Annotated in this window: 22 protein-coding genes; 6 read left to right on the forward strand and 16 right to left on the reverse strand. The window is 58.9% G+C overall.

The annotated features are described in order from the left end of the window. Positions 1–234: 234 nt before the first annotated feature. Together IB285_RS00760 and IB285_RS00765 are read right to left on the reverse strand one after the other, a co-directional pair. On the reverse strand, positions 235–555 hold the full coding sequence (locus IB285_RS00760) for a hypothetical protein (RefSeq protein WP_199803315.1): 321 nt from the start codon (positions 553–555) through the stop codon (positions 235–237). Between the two features lie 62 nt (positions 556–617). Next, on the reverse strand, positions 618–974 hold the full coding sequence (locus tag IB285_RS00765; RefSeq protein WP_190786383.1) for a hypothetical protein: 357 nt from the start codon (positions 972–974) through the stop codon (positions 618–620). Between the two features lie 233 nt (positions 975–1,207). On the opposite strand from IB285_RS00765, the gene IB285_RS00770 reads away from it, so the two are divergent. Beyond that, complete coding sequence (locus IB285_RS00770; RefSeq protein WP_190786384.1) at positions 1,208–1,450, forward strand: hypothetical protein; 243 nt, start codon at positions 1,208–1,210, stop codon at positions 1,448–1,450. Positions 1,451–1,572: 122 nt separating this feature from the next. Further along, complete coding sequence (locus IB285_RS00775; RefSeq protein ID WP_190786385.1) at positions 1,573–2,457, forward strand: LOG family protein; 885 nt, start codon at positions 1,573–1,575, stop codon at positions 2,455–2,457. Here IB285_RS00775 and thiD read toward each other — a convergent pair. The 3 genes from thiD to glmM are packed head-to-tail and all read right to left on the reverse strand — an operon-like array spanning position 2,454 to position 4,842. After that, positions 2,454–3,269, reverse strand: coding sequence for a bifunctional hydroxymethylpyrimidine kinase/phosphomethylpyrimidine kinase (thiD, locus tag IB285_RS00780; RefSeq protein WP_190786386.1), 816 nt, complete (start codon positions 3,267–3,269; stop codon positions 2,454–2,456). The two genes, IB285_RS00775 and thiD, sit on opposite strands and share 4 nt — an antisense overlap. After that, positions 3,266–3,490 (reverse strand): DUF1272 domain-containing protein, encoded by a 225-nt coding sequence (locus tag IB285_RS00785; protein ID WP_190786387.1) that lies wholly within the window; start codon positions 3,488–3,490, stop codon positions 3,266–3,268. The genes thiD and IB285_RS00785 overlap by 4 nt, the downstream gene beginning before the upstream one ends. Positions 3,491–3,504: 14 nt before the next feature. Further along, complete coding sequence (glmM, locus tag IB285_RS00790) at positions 3,505–4,842, reverse strand: phosphoglucosamine mutase (protein ID WP_190786388.1); 1,338 nt, start codon at positions 4,840–4,842, stop codon at positions 3,505–3,507. A 102-nt stretch (positions 4,843–4,944) separates the two neighbouring features. Here glmM and IB285_RS00795 point away from each other — a divergent pair, with 102 nt between their 5' ends. Further along, positions 4,945–6,219 (forward strand): dicarboxylate/amino acid:cation symporter, encoded by a 1,275-nt coding sequence (locus IB285_RS00795; RefSeq protein WP_190786389.1) that lies wholly within the window; start codon positions 4,945–4,947, stop codon positions 6,217–6,219. Here IB285_RS00795 and IB285_RS00800 read toward each other — a convergent pair. Both IB285_RS00800 and IB285_RS00805 read right to left on the reverse strand, forming a co-directional pair. Continuing rightward, a complete protein-coding gene (locus IB285_RS00800) occupies positions 6,216–6,839 on the reverse strand; it encodes a sigma-70 family RNA polymerase sigma factor (protein WP_190786390.1) in 624 nt (207 codons plus the stop codon). The genes IB285_RS00795 and IB285_RS00800 overlap by 4 nt on opposite strands. Next, complete coding sequence (locus IB285_RS00805; RefSeq protein WP_190786391.1) at positions 6,839–7,048, reverse strand: NepR family anti-sigma factor; 210 nt, start codon at positions 7,046–7,048, stop codon at positions 6,839–6,841. Before IB285_RS00805 ends, IB285_RS00800 begins: the two co-directional genes overlap by 1 nt. A gap of 144 nt (positions 7,049–7,192) precedes the next feature. Here IB285_RS00805 and IB285_RS00810 point away from each other — a divergent pair, with 144 nt between their 5' ends. Beyond that, a complete protein-coding gene (locus IB285_RS00810; RefSeq protein ID WP_190786392.1) occupies positions 7,193–8,884 on the forward strand; it encodes a CHASE domain-containing protein in 1,692 nt (563 codons plus the stop codon). Between the two features lie 2 nt (positions 8,885–8,886). On the opposite strand, the gene IB285_RS00815 is transcribed toward IB285_RS00810, so the two are convergent. Together IB285_RS00815 and IB285_RS00820 are read right to left on the reverse strand one after the other, a co-directional pair. Continuing rightward, the gene (locus tag IB285_RS00815) at positions 8,887–9,681 is read right to left on the reverse strand and encodes a response regulator (protein ID WP_190786393.1); all 795 of its coding nucleotides are present in this window, start codon (positions 9,679–9,681) and stop codon (positions 8,887–8,889) included. Between the two features lie 359 nt (positions 9,682–10,040). Then, on the reverse strand, positions 10,041–11,255 hold the full coding sequence (locus IB285_RS00820; RefSeq protein ID WP_199803316.1) for an N-acetyltransferase: 1,215 nt from the start codon (positions 11,253–11,255) through the stop codon (positions 10,041–10,043). 123 nt (positions 11,256–11,378) lie between these two features. Here IB285_RS00820 and IB285_RS00825 point away from each other — a divergent pair, with 123 nt between their 5' ends. Further along, positions 11,379–12,446: a fatty acid desaturase family protein gene (locus tag IB285_RS00825; RefSeq protein WP_190788927.1), complete on the forward strand. Its 1,068-nt coding sequence runs from the start codon at positions 11,379–11,381 to the stop codon at positions 12,444–12,446. Between the two features lie 8 nt (positions 12,447–12,454). Here the strand turns inward: IB285_RS00825 and IB285_RS00830 are convergent, their stop codons facing one another. From IB285_RS00830 to IB285_RS00860, 7 genes are all read right to left on the reverse strand, one after another. Beyond that, positions 12,455–12,991, reverse strand: coding sequence for a GNAT family N-acetyltransferase (locus tag IB285_RS00830; protein WP_190786394.1), 537 nt, complete (start codon positions 12,989–12,991; stop codon positions 12,455–12,457). Next, positions 12,988–14,085 (reverse strand): LPS export ABC transporter permease LptG, encoded by a 1,098-nt coding sequence (gene lptG / locus IB285_RS00835; protein ID WP_190786395.1) that lies wholly within the window; start codon positions 14,083–14,085, stop codon positions 12,988–12,990. The genes IB285_RS00830 and lptG overlap by 4 nt, the downstream gene beginning before the upstream one ends. An 18-nt stretch (positions 14,086–14,103) precedes the next feature. Continuing rightward, positions 14,104–15,348 (reverse strand): LptF/LptG family permease, encoded by a 1,245-nt coding sequence (locus IB285_RS00840; RefSeq protein ID WP_190786396.1) that lies wholly within the window; start codon positions 15,346–15,348, stop codon positions 14,104–14,106. 131 nt (positions 15,349–15,479) lie between these two features. Then, positions 15,480–15,986: a DUF427 domain-containing protein gene (locus IB285_RS00845; protein ID WP_190786397.1), complete on the reverse strand. Its 507-nt coding sequence runs from the start codon at positions 15,984–15,986 to the stop codon at positions 15,480–15,482. Further along, positions 15,983–16,384 (reverse strand): ATP-dependent Clp protease adapter ClpS, encoded by a 402-nt coding sequence (gene clpS / locus IB285_RS00850; RefSeq protein WP_234033018.1) that lies wholly within the window; start codon positions 16,382–16,384, stop codon positions 15,983–15,985. Before clpS ends, IB285_RS00845 begins: the two co-directional genes overlap by 4 nt. A gap of 235 nt (positions 16,385–16,619) precedes the next feature. After that, positions 16,620–17,450, reverse strand: a complete 831-nt coding sequence (locus IB285_RS00855; RefSeq protein WP_190786398.1) for a phasin family protein — start codon at positions 17,448–17,450, stop codon at positions 16,620–16,622. Positions 17,451–17,604: 154 nt separating this feature from the next. Further along, positions 17,605–19,548 carry a PHA/PHB synthase family protein gene (locus IB285_RS00860; protein WP_234033019.1) on the reverse strand — a complete coding sequence of 648 codons (1,944 nt, stop codon included), beginning with the start codon at positions 19,546–19,548 and terminating at the stop codon, positions 17,605–17,607. A gap of 165 nt (positions 19,549–19,713) precedes the next feature. On the opposite strand from IB285_RS00860, the gene IB285_RS00865 reads away from it, so the two are divergent. After that, entirely contained in the window at positions 19,714–20,913 is a 1,200-nt protein-coding gene (locus tag IB285_RS00865) for an LL-diaminopimelate aminotransferase (protein WP_190786399.1), read from the forward strand. Positions 20,914–20,951: the final 38 nt, after the last annotated feature.

The raw sequence follows: 20,951 nt of genomic DNA on the forward strand, positions 1-20,951 counted from the left end.
GAACTAACTGGTGTGTCTGGTGAGTAGATCAGTGAGGCCTACCGGTGCGGATATTGTGACGAAGTATATTTGATCGACTCAAACAGCATTACGGCGAGACGAGGGCATTTTGCGGGTAACGGACTCATATTGAACGAAAATTGGGTTACCTTTTTCGGATAAATCAAGTGCATTCCGCTTTGCCCTCATGGCGCGTTTACCGGCAGAGGCCGCAGGCAGGTGCATCCATGTGAACTACGCGCCGCTTTCCCACGCCTTTCTATCCAAGTGTGGGTAGCTTCCTCGCGCTTCGATGGGCAGCGTCCAACCGTGCATTTCTTCGGCCAACAGGAACCGCATTTCCTCAACACTCATCGCGTTTACATCTCGTGGTAGCCAACCAAACTGGTTCATGAGGTAAAATCGGATTGCATCAAGCCCCTTATGCTCGTTGTATCCCTCTCGTTCAGCAATGTGGTCACCGAACATTTCCAATCCGAAGCTGAGCGCCCCGGACGTGAAATGCAGTTGCGCTCTTACGTCTGCCATTCGCCCTTCGTCTGAATCTCTTTCCATTTTTCTGACCTCTTCTTTATTGGGAATACTCTAGCGATTTACCTTCAAGCGATTCATCCTGACTACGTGGCTGGCGCTGGTGTTTTCGCCTCGTCTACCAGCCGCTCGACCTCACCCGCGATTGCTCGCAGAACTGCCGGTAAGTCCTCGGCTGCCTTTCCTTCGATCTCAGAGTAAGGGCTGTCATGCGGTAGGTTGATCGGAAGCCTTACCGTGAAGATATTGTGCTCCGATGCTTCTTGGTCAAAGGCATGAAAGCTCAGAGTGAAAGATGTCTCAAAGTAGCCCGGTTGGCCCGGTCTACCCTTGTTGACTATCGTCACATTTCCATCACGCTGCGTCGTCTCCGGCACTTCATCCACCTTGCCGATGTATCGGACATTGCCGAAGCCGATACTGGCTTCTTTGATCTCAACCACACATACCTCCTGCACTATATTGCTGCTGCTAGCTCAATCATTCCGAATAAGAGAATGTTCGCTATTTGTTTTGCGAACCTGCTATCCAATTTCAAAAGTGTGGGCAAGACACGATCAGGTAAAAAGCGGTTGTGTCCGCACTCTGCAAACAGAGAAGAGATACGATGACAATGAAACACCTACCGGGAGATGAGGCCACCCTCTTGCGAGAGGTTTTGGATCGACTGGGCAGTATGCTTCGACCCTACGGACTTGCTGCGGAATACAGTATCGATGTGCAGGACAATTCTTACACAGCGAACGTCCATGCAGAAGGGTTAGGCTTCGATGAGACTTGGACACGTCTGCAACACTACGACAAACTTCGGGCGATCTTGGAAGAGATCGTTTTCGCTACCGACGAAGAAACGCAGACCCTCGCGATGCAGCGCGCAAGCTGTATGCTAGACTCGCGATCACCTCGATCGGTCGATTAACTAGCTAGAGCATACTGCACTTCTTGGCTTTGTGCGTTTGCTACCCAATACCGAGCGATGCGGTGTTCCGGTAATCACGCTCCGCCTTGCCGATGGCTTTCGCTGCGCCTAGGGCTGCAGCGATGACAGATAAAGACCTAAAGGACCGCCGGTTTTACCGCGCGGGCGAAGAATCCCGGTTTGCTGACGAAGCTCCGGATCGCACTCCTCAAACCGAACATCCCGCTTACAAGCTCGCATTTCGCGACCACGATTTTCTCCTGCGCGACGAGCTGCGCCCGGTCCGGTTTCAACTTGAACTGCTAAAGCCAGAAATGCTGCTGGATGAAGCGCGCGTCGGGTCGACCATGGTCATGTACGGATCGGCCCGCATTCCTTCGCCGGAGCAGGCTCAGGCCACGATGGATGCGGCAAAGAACGGGACCGAGTACGAGCAGAAGGTTGCGGCGCGGCTCGCGGAAAAGGCGAAGTATTACGAGGAAGCGTACAAGCTTGCCCGGCTTGTCTCCGAAAAGGCCATTATCGAAGACGGTAAGCGCCAGTTCGTCGTGACGACGGGCGGCGGCCCCTCGATCATGGAAGCGGGCAATCGCGGGGCGAGCGATGCTGGCGGCGAATCCATCGGCCTAAACATCGTCCTGCCGCACGAACAGGCGCCAAACAGCTACGTGACGCCGTACCTGTCGCTCAATTTCCATTATTTCGCCCTGCGCAAGATGCATTTTCTGCTGCGCGCGCGGGCGGTAGCGGTGTTCCCCGGCGGATTTGGTACCTTCGATGAGTTTTTCGAGCTGCTCACGCTTATCCAGACAGGCAAGATGAAGCCGCTACCGATCCTGCTGTTCGGTAAGGATTTCTGGACGCGCGTGGTCGATTTCGAGGCAATCGCCGAAGAGGGGACGATTTCGAAGAAGGACCTCGACCTGTTTCACTGGTGCGAAACGGCCGAAGATGCGTGGGCTCACATCGAAGAATTCTACGAGCTCGAGAACGGAACCGCGCCTTAGACCTCGTCGGCGAGGCGTCTCACCGCTTGGTGGCCCAGCGGCCCGTGGCCTTCGCCAAACCCCGGCGCATTTTCGATTGCGCTGCGCACGAAATTCCGGCCCAGCCGCACTGCGTGTTCGAGCGGTTGGCCGTGACCAAGCAGAGTGGCGACTGCTGACGAGAGTGTGCAGCCCGTGCCGTGGGTGTGCTTGGTGTCGATGCGGGCGTGGTCGAATTGCACCGCCCGCGCATCGGGGACGTAGAGAATATCGATGATCCGGGCATCGCTCGTATGCCCGCCTTTCGCGAGCACTGCTGCTCCGGCCTTGCGCGAGAGTTCCTCGGCTGCGTCAGCCATCTGAGTGGTGTCTGTGAGGTTGCGTTCGAGAAGGTGGCCCAGCTCCGGAAGGTTGGGCGTGATGAGCGTCGCCAGCGGGAACAGCTTCTCGCGCATGGCCTTGATGGCATCAGGCGCGATCAGCGTAGCGCCGCTGGTGGAGATCATGACCGGATCGAGCACAATGGGGACAGCGACGCCGGAAAGGGCTTCGGCGACATGCTCGATTATGTCGGCCTCGTGCAGCATCCCGATCTTGATCGCGTCGACCCCGATATCGTCTAGGCATGATGCGATCTGCTTGCTCACGACCTCGCCGGACATCGGCGCGATCGCCTGAACGCCGACCGAGTTCTGTGCGGTGACCGTCGTTATGGCGGTCATCGCGTATCCGCCGAGCATTGCGATGGTTTTGATATCGGCCTGAATGCCTGCGCCGCCCGATGAATCGGAACCTGCAATCGCGAGGATACGGGGGACGGGCCTGCTGTTCATCCCTTGAACTTCCGCGTGGTCGACGGCGGGAACTTGTCATGAAGCCGCTTGGCGCGCGTGGGGCGATCCATCAACTCGCCCCCACAATTGGGACATTGATCGTCCATATCCTCGGCGCATGATGCGCAGAAGGTGCACTCGAAACTGCAGATGAAGGCGCCGGGTTGCTCCGCCGGTAGATCGGTGCCGCAGCGTTCGCAGTCGGGGCGCATCTCAAGCATCGGGCGATCCCTGCTCAGGCGGCGACGCGAACGGCATCGCAAACGCGGTCGACTACGGTTTCGACCTGCGCGGCATCGTCGCCTTCTGCCATCACGCGGATGACCGGCTCCGTGCCCGAAGGACGGATAACAAGGCGCCCCTTGCCGACGAGTTCACTTTCGACATCGGCGATTACGGCGCGGACCTGCTCATTGCCTAGCGGCGAATCCCCTTCGTAACGCACGTTCTTGAGCAATTGCGGCACGGGATCGAACAGATGCAGGATCTCGCTTGCCGGCTTGTTCGAATGGACAAGGCTTGTGAGCACTCTGAGCGCGGCGACCGTTCCGTCGCCGGTCGTCGCGTGATCGAGCAGGATCATGTGACCCGACTGTTCGCCGCCGACGTTAAATCCGCCTTCTTTCATCCGCTCGAGTACATAGCGATCGCCGACTTTCGTGCGCTCTAACGTGAGTCCGATCGTCTCGAGATAACGCTCTAACCCGAGATTGGACATCACGGTGGAAACGACGCCGCCCCCGGTGAGAGCGCCTTTTTCGTGCATCCGGGTCGCGATCAGCGCCATGATCTGGTCGCCATCGACCGCCTGACCTTTTTCATCGACGACGATCAGGCGGTCGGCATCGCCATCGAGCGCAATGCCGATATCGGCTTTCTCCTCGACCACTTTCGCTTGGAGCGCTTCGAGTGAGGTCGATCCTACGCCGTCATTGATATTGGTGCCGTCGGGTGTCACGCCGAGCGTGACGATCTCGGCGCCGAGCTCCCAAATGGCCGACGGAGCAACTTGATATGCGGCGCCGTGAGCGCAATCGACCACGACCTTCAATCCGTCGAAACGAACGTCGCTGGCAACCGAGTTCTTGACCGCGTGGATATAGCGCCCGCGCGCATCCTCGATCCGCCTTGCACGCCCGATCGCTTCGGCTTCGGCCAGATCGGGCTCGCTTTCCAGCAAGCGTTCGATCTCGGCCTCGGCCTCGTCCGACAGCTTGAAGCCGTCCGGTCCGAAGAGCTTGATACCGTTGTCGGCGTAAGGATTGTGGCTGGCGGAAATCATCACGCCGAGATCCGCGCGCATTTCGCGAGTGAGGAGAGCGATGGCGGGCGTGGGGAGGGGACCGGTCATGATCACGTCCATGCCCACGCTGGTGAACCCGGCCACCAGCGCGCTTTCCATCATGTAGCCTGAAAGCCGCGTGTCCTTGCCGATCACCACCCTGTGCCGGTGCCCGCCGCGAACGAAGTAATTGCCCGCGGCCTGACCGACCCGCATCGCGGTCTTTGCGGTCATGAGGTCGGCATTGGTGCGGCCCCTGATCCCGTCCGTGCCGAAAAATTTGCGTACCATGATGAAGTGCTGCCTGTGATTGATCGCAACTATTTGTCAGGCGCTTCTGACGCGGTTATCGCGAGAAGGGAAGGGCGACAGGGATCGAAGGGAGCCGTTTTCTTGGTAAACTCAAATGGCGGGCTGGAAGAGAGCGGTTTTGAACTCGTTGCCGTTCGGCTTCCAGTGTTGGCGACTTTCGCCTCTCTGATCCTTGGGCTGGCAGCGGGTGTCCTTTCTGCCGACCTCGCGCTGTCGCCATGGTTGCGGGATACGATCGCGCTCATCGGGACGCTGTGGCTGCGCGCTTTGCAGATGACAATCATTCCGCTCGTCGCGAGCCTGCTGGTGCTCGGGATCGTGCAGATGATCAGCGCTGCTAGGGCCGGTGCGGCGTCTGCCATATTCCTCGCGGTGGTTTTCGCGGTCCTTATCGCCGGCGGAATATTCACCGCGATCGCAATGCCGCTGATCCTGCAGGTCGTGCCGATCCCGGAAGCGGCGGCTGGCTTCCTCGCCAATATGCCGCAGGACGAGCAGATCGTGCCGGAAATCCTCGATTTTGCAGAGTCGCTGATCGCATCGAACGTTTTTACGGCAGCTGCGAACACCGCGATGTTGCCGCTCACGATCTTCTTCGCTGTCTTTGCGGTTGCGATTGCCAAATTGCCTGGCGATCAGAACCGCACGCTGCTGGGATTTTTCCATGCGCTCGCCAACGCCATGCTGCTTATCATCGGCTGGGTGCTGTGGGTTGCGCCGTTTGGAGTCGCCGCGCTTGCTTTCGGTGTTGGGCTTAGGAGCGGCGGCGGTGCCTTTGCGGCGCTGGGGCACTACATCCTGGCGGTGTCGGCGATGGGCGGCTTCATTCTGGTGCTGGCCTATCTGATGGCAATGCTGCTCGGCGGGATCGGTCCTTTACGCTTCGCCACCTCTGTGCTGCCTGCGCAGGCGGTCGCGGTGTCCACGCAAAGCTCGCTGGCGAGCCTCCCGGCAATGCTCGACAGCTCGAACCGGCTTGGCGTGAAACCGGCGACGAGCGAGTTCGTGCTGCCGCTCGCGGTGGCGATCTTTCGTTCGACGAGCGTGGCGATGAACCTCGCTGTGGCGCTCTATGTCGCTGCGCTCGCAGGGATTGAAGTCTCCGCACCGCTGATCGTGGTCGGCATATTGGTTGCCGTCATTATCAGCGTCGGATCGGTCAGCCTGCCCGGTTCGATCAGCTTTGTCGTCTCAATTGGCCCGATCGCACTGGCGATGGGCGTTCCGATCGAACCTCTGGCCCTGCTGGTCGCGGTCGAAATGCTGCCCGATATCATGCGCACGCTTGCGAACGTGACGATGAATGTCTCGGTCGCTTCGATTGTGGATCGGTGGACGGGGAGCCGCGCGGATTAGGCTTTCGCGGCGGCTTCGCCTTTGCCGGCAGCCACATCGTCGAGCTCTTCGAGGATCGCCCGGTGTGCGCTTTCGTCGTCGATGGACCGCTGCGGAATGTCGCCATCGGCAAGCATCGAGTTGAGCGTTGCACGCGCCCGCCCGACCCGGCTCTTGATCGTGCCGACTGCGCAGCCGCAGATATTGGCCGCCTCTTCGTAAGAGAAACCGCCAGCCCCCACGAGCAAGAGCGCCTCGCGGCGTTCCGGTGGGAGCGTCAACAAAGCACGGTGCATGTCTGATAGGTGAAGCGGTTCTTCCTGTCCGGCAGGGGCTGTCAGAATGCGCTCTGCCACGCCTTCATCATACTCGCCGCGGAACCGGTTGCGCCGCATGTCGGTGAGGTAAGCGTTACGAAGGATCACGAAAGTCCAGGCGCGCATGGAAGTGCCCGGTTCAAACCGCTCCTGCGCAGCCCATGCCTTGAGCATGGTTTCCTGAACCAGATCGTCTGCCATGTCGGGCCGTCCGCACAGCCCGCGCGCGAATGCACGCAGATGAGGAACGACCTCCGTCAACTCACGCTTGAAGTCGGCCTTTTCCGAAGCGGTCCGCTTCGGCGGTTCTTTCTTTTCGGCCATCAGTCCTTCTTTCCTTCTTTTGAAGGAAGGTCATCATCGTCGGTTTCGTCCAGCTGCGCCAGCAAATCCTTGAAGCTGTCGGGCAAGGGCTCTTCGACTACTGAATCGTAGAGGTGTCGCAAGCCGTCGGCCCACTCTGGCGATGCGCCACCACCAGCGGTCTTACCGCTCCGGCGCGCTTTTTCAGTTTCATGTTCGTTTCGCGGCATATCGCAGTCTGCCTTGATCCCTTGGCTTCGAGTTCTAGTCGCTCAACAAGAATTCGTCCCTTCGGGACCCTAGAATTCCTGTGGTTTGGGAACGATGCGATCTGAGTTTGGTTCCGTCCAAAGACACACGCGATAAAGAAAGACATGGGGATCCACGCTTCCAATTCCGCCTTGCAGCGTTCGGGCCGCGATGAACGGTCCGGCGGCCACAAACGGTCTTTCGGCCGGGGCCGTGCGCGCGGTTGGCTACTGGATTACCCACGCGCGATCCCGATCGCGATCTTCCTCGCAATCGCGGCTGTGACCATACTCAGCGTGTTTTCGATTGAGAGTAACGTGCGCGCGCGTGAAACCGCGCAGATGAGCAAATACGCGGAATCGATCGCATCGGCGCTTGAGCAGCGAGGAAACAGTTTCTCGACCTATTTGCGCGCGGGAGCCGCACTGTTTTCGAGTGTCGACGAAGTTACCCAGCAGACATTCAACCAGTTCGTGAGCGAGTTGCGGGTCAATGTCGATTACAAGGGGTCGGAAGGCATCGGTTGGGCAGCAGCAAACTCCGGGCCAGCCGATGACGGCGCCCTTGATGGTAGCCGCGCCATGGCCTCCCGGTTTGCGCCGGTCACCTACATCTCTCCTGATAATGAGCGCAATTCGCGCACGCTCGGCTTCGACATGTACTCAGACCCGGTGCGGGCCGAAGCTATGGATGAGGCGAAGCGGACGGTTCGCCCGACGGCATCCGGCAAAGTATCTCTAGCCAGAGATGGCGAAATCGATGCGTCGGGTTTCGTCATCTTCATGCCGGTCTACGGCGGCGATCCGGAAACGCGCGATAGCGAGACCAGCCTGGCGGGATTTGTCTACAGCACCTTCAACGCGGCGCGCTTCCTTGATTCAGCGATACAAACTGCGGATTCGAGCGATCTTGGCGTTCGGCTGTACGATGGATCGCAGGGTTCTCAGCGCTTGCTCGTCGCCCGCGCGCTCGAAGGGGAAGTGGCGCACGAAATCGAACGCCCCGTCTCGATTGCCAATCGCGAACTGCGTCTGGTGGTTCAGAGCGACGATCCACAGGTGCTGGCACCTTTGTCGATGGTCACGCTGCTGTTCGGCTTGGCCGTCGCCAGCCTTTTGATGCTGCTGGCTCGATTGCTGACCAAACAGGCAGCTGAAGATCAGTCGAGGCTCGCCTTTTTCGAAGAGCAGCATTCTATCCGCAATTCTCTAAGCCGTGAACTCAATCACCGGGTGAAGAACACTTTGGCAAATGTTCTCTCGATCCTCTCGCTGACGAGGCGCAGGAGCACCGATCTGGACGAGTTCGCTGACAGCTTGGAGGGTCGCATCAGGTCGCTATCGGCGACGCACGATCTTCTGACCGGAACCGATTGGGGAACCACTCCGCTGAGGGCTGTGATTGAAGCGGAGCTTCAACATTTCCGCGCAGGCGGAGAACATACGGTCGTGATCGAGGGGCCACCGGTTGATCTTGCCCCCAACGATGCACTCTCTTTCGGATTGGCGATCCACGAATTGGCGACCAATGCAGCCAAGTACGGATCGCTCAGCGTCCCGCACGGCGAAGTAGCCGTGAGCTGGCGTCTGCTCGATAGCGACCTCGCAGAGGTTGAATGGATCGAGCGCAGCGGACCGGCGGTGCCGGCAACGCGCAGTCGCGGCTTCGGAACCGACCTGATCGAGAAGATCGTCGCGCATGAACTGAGACAGCCTGTCGAGCTCAGCTTTGAAAGAGAGGGCGTGCGTTGCAAGCTCCGCATTCCGGTGCGGCAACGCGATCAATTTCAGATCCGCGAGGACGCAGCGCCTGGTTGACCTTAGTCCAGTGGGCGGGTCGATCCGAAGAAAAGCGCTTGGCTGATGGCGGCCCGCACTGTCTGTTCCTGAAACGGTTTCGTGACGAGATAGGTCGGCTCAGGACGATCGCCGGTAAGCAGCCTTTCCGGGTAGGCGGTTATGAAGATCACTGGGACTTTCGCAATTTCCAGAATGTCGTCGACCGCGTCAAGGCCGGACGATCCGTCGGCGAGCTGGATGTCTGCAAGCACCAAGCCAGGTGTCTTGCTTTCTACGACCTCTCGCGCCTGGGTGCGCGTGGCTGCCGTGCCGCAGATTTCATGGCCGAGTGAGGACACGAGATCTTCGAGCTGCATCGAAATGAGCGGCTCGTCCTCGATAATCAGTACCGAAGTCGCCTGCTCGCGATCGATCTCGCTGATGGCTTCCGCTACCAGCGCTTCGATTTCGGCGGTTTCCAGCCCCATGATCGTCCCAGCCTCGGCGGCGGAGAAATCCTCCAGCGTGGTCAACAATAGGGCCTGACGATTGAGCGGAGTGATCGCACCCAGACGGTTTTGCACACCAGCTTCGTGCTCGCTGCTCACATCATCGACCTGCTCGACTTCGACATTGGCGCTCGACCATACCTTGTTGAATGCGCTGTAGAGCGGGATGCGTCCGCCATCGAGTGAAGCCTTGAGCTCCTCGTCCGCAAGTGCTGCTTCCAAAGTTGCCCGAACAAACGCATCGCCCGTCGCCTGGGAGCCTGTCAGCGCGCGTGCATAGCGGCGGAGGAAGGGAAGGTTTGCTGCAACTTGCTGACCCAACGACATAGAAACTCGCTCTCCAAAAATTGCTTCAAGTCCGAGCTGGACAATCCGATTGTGGATCTGGCGCGGTGAAAACCGTCTGGAACCCCCAAATCGCTTGCCTGTAAATCGCTCATCAAACAAGCGGCCATCCGCCCCGTGACGAGCGACTGCCGATAAGGGGATTACCCTTAGGCAGCGCATTCGATCCGCAAAAAGCCAATAAAAATCAAAAAAAGTCCGAGCTCCGGGAACCGCTTTTCGCGGCAGGCATTATCCTTGTGTCACCGCCGAGACCCCCCTCCCGTCCAAGCGGCTGGTGATACGATCCCGAGGCCTCCACTTTCCGAAGTGGAGGCCTTTTTCGTGGACTGTTCGCTATTTCAGGCCAGTGGCTTTTCGAAAATCACGTATTCGCGGTTGATCGAGCTCTCGATCGCATCGGCAATCGCGATCATGCCCTGATTGTCCTCAAGCACCCAGCCAACTTCGCCGCGCACCGATCCGAATTTCTCGTGCGCTTGCTTGCGGATGGCGCTGATCATCATGAAAGCGAGTTGGCTCGCCATTCGTGAATTCTGCAGCTCTTTGAGCACGCCCATGAGCGGTACGCGCATTCCCGCCCCTTTCGGGTTTCGGAGCCACCGCAGCATCTTGATCCAGCCGAAGGGCAGCAGTTTGCCTTTGATGTCTGCCAGCGGCTCGTTCAGGTCGGGAAAAGTCAGCATGAAAGCAACCGGCCTCCCGTCGACCTCCGCGATCATGTTGAGCTCTTCATGGATCACCGGCTTGAGCTGTTTGCCCGCATGTTCGACTTCGTGCGGAGTGAATGGCACGAAGCCCCAATTGTCGGACCACGCATCGTTGAGGATGCCGAGGATCGCCTCGACCTCTTCATCCCAGCGCTTCTTGTTGACCTGTCGCACCGTGATCCGCTTGTTGCGCTCGCCGGATTTCACGATGCGCTGGATGATGGGAGGAAATTCCTGCGAAATGTCGAGATCATAGGTGTAAAGTGTCTTTGCCGGACGATACCCTGCACCCGTGATCCACGCCTCATAATGTGAAGGGTGGTGCCCCATCATCAGCATTGGCGAATGGTCTTGCCCTTTCGTCAGCAGGCCCGGCTCTTCCCACATCGCCATCGAAATTGGGCCGAGGACGCGGGTCATGCCTTCGTTTTTCAGCCAATCCTCTGCACGCTCCAGCAGGGCGCTGGCGACGGCCTCATCCTCGGCATCGAAATAGCCGAACATGCCTGTGCCGGGTCCAAAGCCCTGTTCGGCGGGCATCTTGAGCGCGAGCTCATCGATATGCGCCGATATCCGCCCCACTGGCTTCCCGCCGCGGTGCGCGATGAACAGCTCGGCCCGCGCATGCTCGAAAAAGGGGTTCTTCTCCGGCGTGATGAGTTCGATGCGCTCGCTGCGTAGCTGAGGCACCGAATGCTTCACACGGGACGCGAAATCGCGGCCAAGATCGACGAACCGCGCCCGTCCACGCTTGTCGTTGATCGTTTCAATGCTTATTTGTGCATCCGTCACGCGGCTCGCCCCGTATTGATATTGGTTTCCGGGCTTCTGCCCTTGATTGGCCATTACGCGCAAGCCAACCGATCACACTTGCCAACACAGTCTGTTTGGCCTTGCCGTGTGTTTGCGGTAAAGCATGTCGAACTCGAAGTTATGAATACGCAGCAAACTCATCTGATCACGCGAGATATGCCCACGGTCGAACGCCGTGAAGGCATCGCCACGCGCGCTCAGTTCCAGACTAATGACGACAAGGATATGCTGCGTGCTGCTCGCGATCTGACAAAGGATCTCGGCGAGGCGAAGGCCTCCATTTACTGGAGCGACATGCTGGTTTCCGCAGGTGTCGGATATCTCGGCATGGCTACTTCGATCCTTTCAGGCAATCTGGCCGTGTCGGTTGTTGCAGGCTTGATTGCCTCGCTTGCTCTCTACCGCGCGCTCATGTTCATTCATGAGTTGACCCACATTCGCAAAGACGCGCTGCCCGGGTTCCGGCTGGGTTGGAACATGCTGGTCGGTGTCCCGATGCTCACGCCGAGCTTCATGTATGAAGGTGTGCACGTGATCCATCACAAGCGCACGCAATACGGCACGGTCGAGGACCCGGAATACTTACCGCTCGCCTTGATGAAGCCGTGGAGCCTGCCGGTTTTTGTGCTGATCGCCTTGCTGGCCCCCTTCGCGCTTATCGTAAGGTTCGCGGTACTGGTACCGCTTGGCCTGGTCATTCCGGCTGTTCGCAATTTCGTATGGCAGCGCTTTTCCGCGCTTTCGATCAATCCGGAGTTCCGGCGAAAAGCGCCGACCGGCGATTTTCGCAAGCGGGTTCTCTGGCAGGAAAGCGCGGCGAGCGTGTGGGCGATTGCCATCCTGCTCAGCCCGCTAGTGCTCGATTGGCGTCCCGTTCTGATTGCTTTTGCTATCTTCTCTCTCACCGCCGTTCTCAATCAGCTGCGCACCCTCGTGGCGCACCTCTGGGAAAACGAGGGCGAACCGATGACGGTCACCGCGCAGTTCCTTGATAGCGTGAACGTGCCCCCACCGGGGCGGGTTGCCGAGCTTTGGGCACCTGTCGGGCTGCGCTATCACGCGCTGCATCACCTGATGCCATCCATGCCGTACCACGATCTTCCCGAAGCGCATCGCCGCCTCAACGCCGAATTGGGGAAGGGTTCCACCTATGAAGGGGCGAACCATGCGGGGATGTTGCCGTTGGTCGGACGAATTGCCCGCAGCACGATGATCCGGCGGTAAGCGTTCGATCAATCGATGAACTGGATCATCGCGCAGCGGCGATCCATCGGAAACCCATCATCAGCTTCGTTGGCCAGTTCGCCGGCAAGCCGCGGGTGGGCATCGAGAGCGGTGACTTCCTCGAACCCCAGTCTCGCATAAAACGGCGCGTTCCAGGGCAGGTCCCGGAATGTCGTGAGGGTAATGGCGCGGAAGCCTGAATTGCGCGCATCGATCTGCGAGGCTCTGACCAGTCCTGCACCGATACCGCGTTTCTGGAAGCGAGGGAGAACATCCATCTCCCAGATGTGCAGCTCGCGCCCAAAGGGTTCGCTAACGAGAAATCCCGCCATTTCCTCGCCGACATGACTGACAAGGCAGTGCCCCTTGCCAATGAAGCGGCGAAGTTCGGCCGGTTCCCAAGTGTCGTCGGGATCGAAGTTTTCGAGGCTAGGCTCACCCATGAACAGCTCCGCCGCCGCTCGTTCTATTGCCGGCATGGCGTCTACGTCCTGCGGTCTCGCCAGACGCAGGGACCAATCGCCGCTCACATTTGCGCGGCTCATTCTTCCGTCCGAACAAGCACGGTTTCACCCACCAGCAGGAACAGGAAAAACGGCGCCCACGCGGCAAGAAAAGGCGGGTATCCGCCAAAGCTGCCCATTGCGAGAGCCGCATTGTCGACCACGAAATAGGCGAAACCGAGCGCCATCCCAATGACGGCTCTAACGAACAGCTGGCCCGACCGCGCCAGTCCGAAGGCTGCGACCGAACCGAGCAGCGGCATTAGCAGCGCCGATAACGGACCGGACAAGCGATGCCACCAACTCGCGCGCATTTCCGACGTGCGCCTGCCAACGGCCTCATAGGCGTCGATCGTTTCCGACAGTTCCCAGAAGGATTGCCCGTCAGGATCGATCGACTGAAAATCGATCTGCTCGGGTGTCAGTGTCTCACCCACGACGAGGCCCGAGACAGTCTGGGTCTCGGCACCGCCGACATCGAAGCGCACGGGGTTCTCCAGCCTCCATCCGGGGGCTGTGTAAGTCGCACTGGCCGCGTTGATTTGCTCGCGAATGATCCCGGTCGGGCCGCGTTCGTACCACGTCACGCCGGAGAGCGTTGTCTGATCCCCGGTTCCGGATAAGGTGGCTGCGGTCAAAATGTTCGAACCATCGGTGAGGTAGATGTTCGATCGGGTGCCGCTGTCGGCGGGAATGGCCCCGTAATCGACCGCTTCCCACGCTTTCAGGGCGGAGTTGGCGCGGGTAACGATGCGCTCGTTGAAGGCGAAGCTGATCACCGAAACGAGAGCCGCGGTGAGAAGCAGCGGGGCAAGGACCTGATGCGCGGACAAACCGGCAGCCTTCATCGCCACGACTTCGCTGTTCTGGTTGAGCGTCACGAGGGTGATGAGCGTAGCGAGGAGCACCGAATACGGCAGAAAACGCGAAACCAGCTGAGGGATGCGCAGACTGGCATAGCGAATGATCTCAGCCTGACCGTTGCCCTCTGGCGTTAGGATATCACCCGTGGCCGAAAGCAGGTCGAGCGCCAGAAGCACCAGCACCAGCATGACGAGGACTGCGAGAATCCGGACCACGAACGCTTTCGCCATGTAGATGGTGAGCGTGCGCGAGGGGAAGAAATCGAGCTGCATTGCGGGTCGGATATCCGCTTATTCCGCCGGAGCCAATTGCGGATCGGCATCCTCGGGCAGGGCGGTCCTCGCGCGGCGGCGGCCGAACAGCTTGGCAAGCTGCCGCGATATCTTGGCGAAAGCAGTTTCGAGCGCGCCGATGGCCTGCCCGCCCGGCACATGGGCGACGCGGTAGTACATCCAGATGATGAGGACCGCGAAGATCACGAACGGTCCCCAAAGGGCGATAATCGGATCAATCCTGCCGAGCGCCGCTACGTCTTCACCGTATTGATTCACCTTGTGATAAGCGACCACCATCACGATCGACACGAACACGCCAAGAGCGCTGGTAGAGCGTTTTGGCGGAATGGCGAGCGATACCGCCAGAAGCGGGAGCAAGAGCATCATCACCACTTCCACCAGGCGGAAGTTGAACGACGCCTGGCTCGCGTCGCGTGTCTCTTCGTCCGCATTGTCGTTCCAGCCTATCCTAAGGAGCTCCGGCAGAATGAACTCACGCGACGCATCGCCTCTGGCGCGGAACTGCTCGATCGCAGGCAGGTCGATCGGAAGGTCGTGACGGCTGAAGGAAAGGACGCGGGGTGTGTCGCTGCCCGTGTCCTGAATGATGGTCCCTTCGCTCAGCCTCAGAATGATGGTGTTGGGATCGTCGGTCGTTGCCAGGAAAGAGCCTTCGCGAGCGCTGATGGAGAGGACTTGGTCGCTGTCGTTCGCAACCCTTGCGAAAATCCCGATAAGGCGCCTGCCTTCATCTTCGCTCTCTTCGATCCTCAATGCCATGCGATCGGCTAGCGTAGTGAATTCGCCGACCTTGATCGAGGCCCCGAGCGCGCCGGAGCGGAGCTCGTACTCCATCTGCTCGTAATAATAGCGGCTGAGCGGCTGGACATAGAAAACCAGGGCCACATTGATCGCCACGAGGACCAGCGTGATTGCGTAAGGAACACGCAGCAACCGCCAATAGGACAGGCCGACCGCACGCATCGTATCGAGCTCGCTGGAGGTGGCGAGTTTGCGAAACGCGAGCAGCACGCCAAGGAGCAGGCCAAGTGGGATCGCAAGGCTCGCATATTCGGGAATGAGCGCGCCGAGCATCTTGAAGACCACGCTGATCGGGCCGCCTTCAACCGCGACGAATTCGAACAGGCGCAGCATCTTGTCGAGCAGGAACAACGATGCTGCGAGCGCGAACACGCCCAGCATGGGCACGATCACCAGCCGGAAGATATACCGATCTAGACTGGGGATGGCGTTAAGCACGTTTGGAAATCCGCTCTCGCGTTGCTCTCTATCAATATCGGGAAGGCCGGTTTGACCAGCTTTCCCTGCGTTTGCCGCCCATAGCGCGAAATGTCGGCGCGGTCATGTGCGCATTTTTGGTGGCTTCGCGCTCACCAGAACCGACTGCCAGGGCCGCCTTTGAAGGGGCCGGCCTCGTACTGGCTGATCCAGCCACCGTAGAACTGTCCTGCCTGCGGCGTGATGACTTCGCCATCGACGAGGCATTTGTCGAAAGGGTCGGGATAGAAGGCCAGATGATCGCGTATGCCCGCGAAACTGGGCGTTGGGTCCGGGTAAGACCACGCCGCCGCTTCGATGCGCTCATCGCCGATGGTTACGTTCCAATAGTTCGCCTGCCCCTTCCATTCGCAGATGGAGCGCCGCGAGTTCGGCGACAGGTATTCCATCGCAACATCGGACTGCGGGACATAATAGGTCGGCGGGTGGCTTGTTTCGAGCGTGCGCCACGCGTTGCTGCTATCGACGAGCATGATGTCGCGGTGGATGATCTGGATGCGGCGGGTGGTCGGTCCGGCGATCGCCGGACGCGGATAATCCCAGACACTCTCCTGGCCTGGGCCGACCGGATCAGGCTCGGGATGGTGACCCTGCCTCACGCTTTCTCAAGTGTGCATTGCAGCGGATGCTGGTTCTGACGGGCGAAATCCATCACCTGGTTCACCTTGGTTTCGGCAACTTCGTAGGGAAAGATGCCGCAAACGCCGACGCCTTTCTGATGGACGTGCAGCATTACCTGCGTCGCCTGCTCGATATCCATTGAGAAAAAGCGCTTGAGCACCATCACCACGAATTCCATCGGGGTGTAGTCGTCATTCAAAAGCAGAACCTTGTACTGGCTCGGCTTTTTCGGCTTTGTCCGGGTCTTTGTGGCAACGCCGACTTCGTTGTCAGTGCCGCCTTCGCCGTCTTTGCTGGGATCATCGCTGCCAGCGCCGAGAGGCACGAGCGTAAGTGGCAGGCGGACGGGATAAAGGGTGGGGCGGGGCGTTGCCATGAGGCTCCATTATGGGATTCGTATCGGTGATCGCAAGGGCTCGTCGAAAACCATAATGCGCCCTGCCTTAACAAGGCGTCGCCGCGGCGGTTCCCTGCTGTTTGCTCGGCTGAGCCCGGTGAGCACAAGAAAGGGCCGGACAGACCATGTAGTCCATCCGGCCCTGCGCAATTAAGCGCGCTTTCGTAAACCGGGATTGGGAGAGAGAGGAGAGGCCCGGCTTAGAAATCTGTGCTTACGCAGCCTTCGAGATCTTCTCGGCAGCGACGCTAACGCGGTTCGAAATCGGAGCGAACGCGTCGTTGTAAAGCTTGACCCAAGCTTCGGTGCGCTTCGAGCCGTAGCCGACGACTGCGTCGAAGTTGCGGCGTGCCAGTTCGCCCTGAAGCTGGAAGAGTTCGGTCGGCGATTTGACAGCGACCATCTTCTTCGCATCTTCAGTAACGGTTTCGACGACCGTCTTGCCGGTTTCGACGTTGTCGCGGGCCAGTTCCTGTGCGCCGCTGAAGAAGATCTTGCCGCTTTCGACAACAGCTTCGACGTTGTCTTTGTTGAACTGACCGAATTCGCCGGCGAACTCGCCTGCGTTGGCGTAGGCAGTCTTTACGCGCTCTTGCACGTCAGCAGCCATTTCCTTTGCGGTCGCGGTGAAATCTTTCTTTTCTGCAGTAGCCATGATGGTTTCCTTGAGTTTGGTAACGGGGTTGGTGTTCGTGGATTTCGGTGCCGCCTTCTTGGCTGGTGCCTTGCGAGCTACCGGCTTCTTGGCGGGAGTTTTCTTAGCTGCGGTCTTGGTCGGTGCTTTCTTGGCAGCGGCTTTCTTGGCCGGAGCCTTCCGGGCCGGAGCCTTTTTCGCGGCTGGCTTGGCAGTAGTTTTCTTTGCCGGTGCCTTTTTGGCCGGGGCAGCAACTGCTTTCTTGACAGCCGCAGCTTTCGGAGCTGGCTTCGGAGCGTCTGCTTCTACGGCGTCGGCGACCTTAGCGGCGCTAGCCGTCTTGGAAGCTGCTTCAGCGTAGGCCTTCTCTGCAGCGGCATCGATCTTCGATTGAGTTTTGGCTTCAGCCATAATTTCCTCACTTCATGTTGCACTGCACAAAATAGGCATTGCAGCGGCGAAGTCAAGGATTTTTTGTGCACTGCACAATAGCGGCTTTTCGCACGATAATTCAACGGATAAGCGCTGCCGCAGTTCCCCAAATAAACGGCAGAGGGTGAAAAAATTATCGGGTTTTGACGTAACGTCCCGGAGCGTCTTCGATCACCTTGTCGCCGCGCCCGCCAGGCTTGCGTTTTCCGGTTGCTGCGACTTTCTTGTCGTCCTGCTTGTGGAGCCATTCGAGCCAATGCGGCCACCAACTGCCCGGATGCTCTTCGGCGCTTTCGATATAGGCTTTCAATGAAGAAGCGTCGCTATCACCGACCCAGTACTGATATTTTCCGGCGGCGGGCGGATTGACAACGCCGGCGATATGGCCCGATCCTGCAAGCAGAAATTCGAGCGGGCCCGAAAAATGATCGGTGAGACGCCAGACGCTCTCGGCGGGCGCGATGTGATCTTCCTTGCCTGCCTGCACGAAACTTGGCGTCTCGACCTTCGTGAGGTCGATCGGCGTTCCGTCAGCCGTCAGCGCATCGGGGACCACCAGCTTGTTGTCGCGGTACAGATCCCTCAGGTAATCGTTGTGCCATTTGGACGGCAAATTCGTCACATCGCCGTTCCAGTGGAGCAGGTCGAAGGCCGGATAGTCTTCGCCTAGCAGGTAGTTGTTTACGACGTAGTTCCAGATCAGGTCCTTGCCGCGCAGCGCGTTAAACGTAGCAGCAAGGTAGCGACCATCGAGATAGCCCTCCGGAGAGAGCTTTCCGATCATTTCCAACTGGCCATCATCGATGAAATGCTTGAGCTCTCCGCTCTTCTCGAAATCCACCTGCGCTGTGAAGAATGTCGCGCTTTTCACCTTGTCGGCTTCGTCGCGCCGCGCAAGCACAGCGAGCGTAGCCGCCAAAGTGGTGCCTGCGACGCAATAACCGATGGCATGAACGGACGGCACTTTCAGGCGATCGCGGACGTGGTCGATGGCTTCGATCTGAGCGCGGATGTAATCGTCCCACACGACATCGCGCATGGTTTCGTCGGCAGATTTCCAGCTGACTACGAATACGGTCAGGCCCTGATCGACAGCCCATTTGATGAAGCTTTTCTTCGGCGTCAGATCGAGAATGTAGAACCGGTTTATCCAAGGGGGGAAGATCACGAGCGGGACTTCCAGCACTTCCTTGGTCGAAGGGCTGTACTGGACAAGCTGATAGAGCGATGTCTCGTGAACCACTTTTCCGGGCGTTGCGGCCAGGTTTTCGCCCAGCGTAAAGGCGTCGGGATCGGTATGGGTCAACTGGCCGCGTTTCAAATCGTTGATCAGATGCTGCATGCCGCGCACGAGGTTCTGACCGCGCGTTTCGACCGTGCGCTTCATGACGACGGGATTGGTCAGCAGGAAATTGTCAGGGCTCATCGCTTCCGACAGGGCGCTGACGGCAAAGTCCAGCTGCTTGCGCTTTTCCTTGTCGAGCCCGTTCATCGATTGCACCGATTGACGGAAATACTCGGTGAGCATGAGGTAGGTCTGGTGAAGCAGCGCGAATGCAGGATGTTCGCGCCATGCCGGATCGGAAAAGCGCCGGTCCTTTATCGGGAGAGCGGGACCATCTTCGTCATTCGATTTTCCACCATTTGTCGTCGAAGTGACAACGCGCTCGAACACACCCTTCCAGAGCGCTAGCGAATCCTGTGCAAGTTTCGCCTGCGCATCAAACGCGCCCTTGGGAAACTGGTCGACCATGCTCTGCGAGATCATCAGCCACTGCGCCGGGTCGAGCAGGTATTTGCCATCCGTCGACTTTTCGGCGGCCTTTTTCGCCTGAAAGGCCGCGAATTCGAGCCACATCTTCTGCAACTCGCCGCTTGCCTTGGTCCAGTCGGCGAGGTCGGCCGCGGTGAAATCCCCCGGCATGAACGATTGCATGGCCGCTGCGGCATCCGGTCCATCTTTCAGGCCGGGCATCGCGCCGGACACCATCTCGCGCATGGCCTCGCCCTGCATATCGAAAAAGGCGCGAAAGGCTTCGGGAGCTTTGAACGGATTTGCGCTGTCGCTGTTTGCCATATCTCGAACTTTCCTTGCCAGCCGATCAACAAAGGGGCGGCGTGCTGCGATTGATATTTGCCGACGGTTCTAGCGGAAACGCCTTCCCACATCGATAACAAATGGCCTACTGTATTTTGCAAGTCCGCTGTCATTTTGACCGAGGCGGATCGGGGCAGGAGCACCATGGACGAACAATTCTACCGCATGAAGCGGTTGCCGCCTTACGTGATTGCAGAGGTCAACGCGATGCGGCACGCGGCGCGTCAGGCGGGACAGGATATCATTGATCTCGGCATGGGAAATCCGGATCAGCCACCGCCGCCGCATGTGATCGAAAAGCTCTGCGAAGTTGCGATGAAGCCTGACGCGCACGGATATTCGCAGTCGAAAGGAATTCCGGGCCTGCGGCGTGCGCAAGCGGGGTATTACGAGCGCCGTTTTGGCGTCGATCTCGATCCTGAAAGCGAAGTGGTCGTCACGATGGGATCGAAGGAGGGGCTCGCGAGCCTCGCCAACGCTATCACTGCACCCGGTGACGTCGTCCTTGCCCCCAATCCGTCCTATCCGATCCACTGGTTCGGGTTCATCATTGCTGGAGCGACCATCAGGGCCGTTCCGACGACGCCGGACGAGGAATATTGGCGGTCCCTAGAAAGCGCGATGAATTACACGGTGCCGCGTCCGAGTGTGCTGGTCGTGAGTTATCCGTCGAACCCCACGGCTGAAACGGTGGATCTGGCTTTCTATGAAAGGCTGGTGGACTGGGCGCGGCAGAACAAGGTGTGGGTCCTGTCCGATCTGGCCTATTCGGAACTCTATTACGATGGCGAGCCCACACCTTCGATCATGCAGGTCGAGGGGGCCAAGGACGTTGCTGTCGAGTTTACCAGCATGAGCAAGACCTATTCCATGGCCGGCTGGCGAATGGGATTTGCCGTGGGCAACAAGCAGCTCATCGCAGCGCTCACGCGGGTTAAGTCTTACCTCGACTATGGAGCTTTTACCCCGATCCAGGCGGCAGCTTGTGCTGCGCTCAACGGTCCGCAGGACATCGTGGAGGCCAATCGCAACCTCTACAGGAAACGAAGAGACGTAATGGTCGAGGCGTTCGGCAGAGCCGGATGGGAGATCCCGGCTCCATCGGCATCGATGTTCGCCTGGGCACCGCTTCCGCCTGCTCTCGCCGACATGGGGAGTCTCGAATTTTCGAAGCAACTTTTGACCGAGGCACAAGTCGCGGTCGCACCGGGTGTCGGGTATGGAGAAAAGGGCGAGGGCTTCGTGCGAATTGCCATGGTCGAAAATGAACAACGACTGCGCCAAGCAGCAAGAAACGTGAAGCGATACCTTTTGTCGCTGGGCATTAATGGACCTTCTCAATGATCGATCTGCTCGAAAACCGAACAAGACTCACCTTCTAT

Source organism: Erythrobacter rubeus (assembly GCF_014705715.1).
Taxonomy (GTDB): Bacteria; Pseudomonadota; Alphaproteobacteria; order Sphingomonadales; family Sphingomonadaceae; genus Erythrobacter; species Erythrobacter rubeus.